The organism is Egibacteraceae bacterium, from assembly GCA_040905805.1.
GTDB lineage: Bacteria > Actinomycetota > Nitriliruptoria > Euzebyales > Egibacteraceae > DATLGH01.
Genome location: JBBDQS010000002.1, coordinates 60,427 through 65,758, shown reverse-complemented (window position 1 = coordinate 65,758; position 5,332 = coordinate 60,427). Strand labels below are relative to the sequence as shown.

Below are 5,332 nucleotides of genomic sequence, written 5' to 3'. Positions count from 1 at the left end.
ATCGTGGATGACCCACGAACATTGCGGAAGGGGTCGGCCGTTCCATGATGACTAGGGCCCCGCGGTGCCGTCCTGCCGGCCGGTCGCCGTCAGGAACCGTGCCAGCGCCGCACGGGCGGCATGGACGTCGGCGGTCGGCACGTACTCACCCGCCTGGTGGGCCTGCGCGGTCAGCCCCGGCCCGTAGTTGAGCGCGGGCACGCCCGCCTCGGCGAAGCGCGCCACGTCGGTCCACGCCTGCTTGGCCGCCACCGGGGCGTCGATGGCCGCGACGAACGTCTGCACGATCGGCTCGTGGCGGAACGGCCGGGCGGCGGGGGCGCGGTCGGTGATGTGCAGGCTCCCCCGATCGCCGAGATCGGCTCGCAGCGCGGCCTCGGCCTGCGCGAGCGTCTTGTCGGGTGCGAACCGGTAGTTGACGTTGACCGCGAAGCGGTCCGGGACGACGTTGCGGGCGTTGGCCGTCCCCGCCTGGGTGGCCGTGACGACCTCGCGGTAGACCAGGCCGTCGACGAGGACGTCCGCAGGCTGGCGTGCGTGCAGCTCGGTCAGCAGACCGCCGGCCTTGGTCAGGGCGTTCTCGCCGTGCCACGGTCGCGCCGAGTGGGCCGCCCGGCCGAGGACGGTCACCTCGGCGTGCAGGCCCCCGAGGCAGCCGAGCTGGACCGCCAGGTCGGTGGGTTCCAGGACGACCGCGAGGTCGACCGCCCGCACCTCGGGCGCCTGGTCGAGCACGGCGGCCAGCTCGTTCGCCTCGTGCGCGCCCTCCTCGCCGGCGTAGGCGACCAGCAGCAGGTTGTAGGCACCGCGGCGCAGGGCCCCGTCCTCGAAGCAGTCCATCGCCACGGCCAGACCCGACTTCATGTCGCTCGACCCCCGCCCGACGATCCGGCCGCCCTCCCGGCGGGGGTCACGGTCCGCGTCGGTCGGGGGCACCACGTCGAGGTGGCCGACGAGAGCCACGCTCGGACGGTCCGCATCCGCAGTGCCGACGACCAGCGAGTGGCCGATGCGCTGCACCCGCTCGCCGAGTCCCGTGTAGCGCGCCTGGAACCAGTCGGCGATGGGCCCTTCGGCCCCCGTGACGCACGGCCGGGCCAGAAGCTCGAGCAGCAGGCGCTCCAGCCGGTCGTCGGCCACGCCTACACCGGCAGGTCGTGGTCGCGCAGCGCCTGGTTCAGCGACACCTTCTTGTCCGTGGACGCCGACCGCTGCCCAATCACCAGCACGCAGGGGATGTGGTAGGTGCCCGCGGGGAACGCCTTGGGGCGCGTGCCCGGCAGCACGACCGAGCGGGGCGGCACCACGCCCTTCGTGGTGACCGGCTCGCTGCCCGTCACGTCGATGATGGGCGTCGAGGCGGTCAGCACCGTGCCGGCGGCCAGCACGGCCCCCTCCCCCACCACGACGCCCTCGACCACGATGCAGCGCGACCCGATGAACGCGTTGTCCTCGATGATGACCGGGCGTGCGCCCGGCGGCTCCAGCACCCCGCCGATGCCCACCCCGCCGGACAGGTGGACGTTGCGCCCGATCTGCGCGCAGGAGCCCACCGTGGCCCAGGTGTCGACCATGGTGCCCGCGCCCACGCGAGCCCCGATGTTCACGTAGCTCGGCATGAGCACCGCGCCCGCCTCGACGAACGCGCCGTGGCGCACCGTCGCGGGCGGGACCACCCGCACCCCCGCCTCCGCGAAACCCTTCTTCAGCGGCACCTTGTCGCGGTACTCGAACGGGCCGACCTCGATGGTCTCCATGTCGCGCTGGCGGAAGCTCAGCAGCACCGCACGCTTCAGCCACTCGTTGACGACCCACCCGGCCCCTTCCCCCTCGGGTGGCTCGGCGATGCGGGCCTCGCCCCGGTCGAGCAGATCGAGGGCGGCGTCGACCGCCTTGCGGGCCTCCGGGGTGTCGTGGGTGCCGTCGTCGAACGCGGCGTCGATGGTCTGGCGCAGGTCTGCGTGGTCGCTCATACCCCGGCAGCCTAAACGACCGTCCTGTCTCCCCTATGGTGTGTCTGTCGTCGACCGCACCGCCACGGTGCGCCAGACCGCACACCGCCGGGGCACCCCCGTCAGGCGTGGCCGGGGAGGTCACCGGCGGCGATCGCGTCCCCCCAGGCCGCGACCGCCGCGTGGCAGCCGTCCACGTCGGGGACCAGCGCCAGGCGCAGCCACCCCCGCCCCGCCGGACCGAACGCGCTGCCGGGCGAGGCGACGACCCGGTGGCGCAGCAGCGCCTCGGCGTAGGCGGCGTCGTCGCCGCCGGGGGCCGCGAACCAGACGTAGAAGGTGGCCTGGCTGCCGCTGACGGTGAAGCCGGCGTCGCGCAGGAACGACAGCACCACGGCGCGCTTGTCGTCGAAGACCCGCCGGCGGCTGTCGGCATGCGCGTCGTCGGACCAGGCCGCGGCGGCGGCGTGCTGGACGAACTCGGGGCCGGCCGTGCCGATGTTGGGGCGCAGCAGGCGCTGCTGGGCGATGAGCGCGGGGTCGCCGACCAGTGCGCCGCAGCGGTATCCGGTCATCCCCGACCGCTTGGAGAGGCTGAAGGCCACGACCAGTCCCGACAGGTCGCCCTCGGCGGCCTGCAGCAGCGACGGGGGGGCGGGGCCGGCGCCCGGGTAGATGTCGGCGTAGCACTCGTCGCTGGCCAGCACGATCCCCCGGTCCCGGGTGACCGCCAGGCAGCGCCGATAGTAGGCCAGGTCCACGGTGGCCCCGGTCGGGTTGTGGGGGTAGTTGACCCAGGCGATGCACGCCCGGTCCAGGCGAGCCCGGTCGAGATCGGCGAGCTCCAGGCGCCACCCTTCGCCCGCGGTCAGGGTCACCGGGTCGCTGTGACCGCCCGCGAAGAGCTGCCCACGCTCGTAGACGGGGTAGCCGGGCGCGCCCCACACCACCCCCCGCCGCGGCCCGTCCCGATCCACCAGGGCGAGCGGGAGGTGGAAGATTGATTCCTTACTGCCTGCTGTGGGTAGAATGGCCGACTCGGGGTCGACATCGACTCCGAACCGTCGAGCGACCCACCCCCCGATCGCCTGACGGACGCTGGACGGTCCCGCAGCCGTCGGGTACTGACTGACGAGGGGGACCGCCGCGACGAGCGCCTCCCGGATGAAAGCCGGGGTGGGCTCCGTGGGGTCACCGATCGAGAAGTCGTGCAGCGTCCGCCCGTCCGCCGCCAGGGCGAGCTTCATGTCCTGGAAGGCCGCCAGCGGATAGCCGCCGAGCTGCTCCAGGACCGGGTTCGTCACCGCCACGCCCGCCCCGTCGTTTGATCGGTTGCCAACCACGGCCCCGAATGCTACAGGGCCGACCCCCCACCGCCGACACACGAAGAAGCCACACACGAAGAATGCTGGCGTGGGTCTTCGGGCAAGACGAATGCCAAGCCGGCTCCGAACGAATCTCTGAGAACAGCGCCCGCCGGGAACACTGACGGCCCGCCAGTTGTTAGGTAGCGATGTGAAGGAAAGCACAAGCACACTCAGGAGGAATGGACCCATGAGCGTCCCCGATGACCTCCTCGACCTGTACTTCTCCGAGCTCGGCAAGGTTCGACTGCTGACTGCCGAGGACGAGGTTCGCCTGGCGAAGACGATCGAGGCGGGTCGGGAGGCCCAAGCCAAGCTCGACGCCGGTGAGAAGAAGAACCGGCGGGAGCTGCTGCGCGCCGTCCGCGACGGGCAGGCCGCCTTCGACCACTTCGTCGCCGCCAACCTGCGGCTGGTGGTCAGCGTCGCCGCGCAGTTCTCCAAGCGGTCGACGCTGGACCTCGGCGAGCTGATCCAGGAGGGCAACCTGGGGCTGCTGCGCGCCGTGGAGAAGTTCGACTGGCGCCGTGGGTACAAGTTCTCCACGTACGCCACCTGGTGGATCCGCCAGGCGATCCAGCGCGGCGTGGCGGGCAGCGAGCGCACCATCCGACTGCCGGTCGCGCTGCACGACGCGCTGGTCAAGGTCCGCGCGGCCGGCGCGCGCCTGGAGTCCGAGACCGGGCGCGAGGCCACCGTGCCCGAGCTCGCGCAGGCCACCCGCCTGACCGAGGAGAAGGTTCGCCGGGCCATGGAGGGCGACCACGCCATGACGTCGCTCGACCGTCCTGTCGGCTACGACCAGGACGCCAGCGACCTCGGCGAGTTCGTCGCTATCGCCTCCGACTCCCCCGCCGACGAGGTCGTCGAGCGCAACTTCGTCGAGGGCCTGTTCGACCTGGCTCGTGAACACCTCGACGAGCGCGCGTGGTACGTGCTCACGCGCCGCTACGGGCTCGACGGCGAGCAGGCGCTGACCCTCGACGCGCTGGGGCGCGAGCTCGGCTTGTCGCGCGAGTCGGTCCGCAAGATCGAGAACCAGGCACTGCACCGCCTCCAGGAGCAGCTGGGCGTCGCCGCGTAGCACCTCGTTGGTCCGCACGGCGGCCCCGGCCCTTCCGGGCCGGGGCCGCCGTCATCGGTCGCGGCCGCCGCACTCCGGCCCTGGCAGCAGGGAGCGCACCGCGGCGAGCACCGCCGCGCCGGCCTGAAGCTGCGCCTCGCGGTCGTCCCGCTCGGCCCAAGCCGACAGGTCCACCGGCGGTCCGAAGGTCACCGTCGCCCGGCGGCGCAGCAGGCGCATGCGCCCGTGCCCCCGGTGGTCCAGACCCCAGGAGGCCATCGGGACGACCGGCACGCCCATCCGGTGCGCCCTGAGCGCCAGGAGGCCGGCGCCGGGCCGGCCCGCCAGGACCTCCCCGGGAGCCGGGATCGTGCCCTCGGGGTACACGATCATCGCCTGGTCGGCCTGCAGGGCCGCGACGGCCTCGGCCACCATCCGCTCGGTCCCCCCGCCCCGGCGGACGGGGATCATCCGGGTCGTCCGCAGCGCCCAGCCCAGCACCGGCGTGCGGAACAACTCCTCCACGACGAGGAAGCGCACCCGGCCGCGCAACCGGTAGACCACGACGCCGACGACCGGCGGGTCGAGCCTGGAGACGTGGTTGGCGGCCACCACGACCGGGCCCGAGCGCGGCAGCCGGTCGGGGCGCACCACCCGGACGTCGGCGAGCAGCCACGCCAGCGCCCGCAGGACGAGCGCGACGGGAGCAAACCACGGCTCGGATCCGCGCCACCGCTGCGGGTCAGGCTCGGTGTCGGGCACGCCGCGCACCTTACCCGGCGGTCGTCCGTGCCCGGATGGCCCGCCGTCGGGTGCCCGCGTGCGACACTGCCCCCTCGTGGCCCCCTCGAGCCCCACCCGCGTGACCCCGCCCGCGCCGGCGACGTTGCTGGCTGCCGACCGACGACGCACGCCCGTGGACCTGACCGCCCTGCCGGTGGACCGGGCCCCCC

General features: G+C 73.4%; 5 protein-coding genes. 1 reads left to right on the top strand and 4 read right to left on the bottom strand.

What is annotated here, in order from left to right; genetic code table 11:
* Positions 1-51: 51 nt before the first annotated feature.
* The 3 genes from dapE to WD250_00710 all read right to left on the bottom strand — a co-directional run bounded on the left by dapE (position 52) and on the right by WD250_00710 (position 3,262).
* The gene (gene dapE / locus WD250_00720) at positions 52-1,140 is read right to left on the bottom strand and encodes a succinyl-diaminopimelate desuccinylase (protein ID MEX2618717.1); all 1,089 of its coding nucleotides are present in this window, start codon (positions 1,138-1,140) and stop codon (positions 52-54) included.
* A gap of 2 nt (positions 1,141-1,142) precedes the next feature.
* The gene (locus tag WD250_00715; GenBank protein ID MEX2618716.1) at positions 1,143-1,973 is read right to left on the bottom strand and encodes a 2,3,4,5-tetrahydropyridine-2,6-dicarboxylate N-succinyltransferase; all 831 of its coding nucleotides are present in this window, start codon (positions 1,971-1,973) and stop codon (positions 1,143-1,145) included.
* Positions 1,974-2,074: 101 nt separating this feature from the next.
* On the bottom strand, positions 2,075-3,262 hold the full coding sequence (locus tag WD250_00710; protein ID MEX2618715.1) for an aminotransferase class I/II-fold pyridoxal phosphate-dependent enzyme: 1,188 nt from the start codon (positions 3,260-3,262) through the stop codon (positions 2,075-2,077).
* A gap of 244 nt (positions 3,263-3,506) precedes the next feature.
* Here WD250_00710 and WD250_00705 point away from each other — a divergent pair, with 244 nt between their 5' ends.
* The gene (locus WD250_00705) at positions 3,507-4,400 is read left to right on the top strand and encodes a sigma-70 family RNA polymerase sigma factor (GenBank protein MEX2618714.1); all 894 of its coding nucleotides are present in this window, start codon (positions 3,507-3,509) and stop codon (positions 4,398-4,400) included.
* Positions 4,401-4,451: 51 nt separating this feature from the next.
* On the opposite strand, the gene WD250_00700 is transcribed toward WD250_00705, so the two are convergent.
* On the bottom strand, positions 4,452-5,141 hold the full coding sequence (locus WD250_00700; GenBank protein ID MEX2618713.1) for a lysophospholipid acyltransferase family protein: 690 nt from the start codon (positions 5,139-5,141) through the stop codon (positions 4,452-4,454).
* Positions 5,142-5,332: the final 191 nt, after the last annotated feature.

Coding starts and splice junctions, on each gene's coding strand:
- WD250_00705 (MEX2618714.1), top strand. CDS start 3,507: ATGAGCGTCCCCGATGACCTCCTCGACCTGTACTTCTCCGAGCTCGGC.
- WD250_00715 (MEX2618716.1), bottom strand. CDS start 1,973: ATGAGCGACCACGCAGACCTGCGCCAGACCATCGACGCCGCGTTCGAC.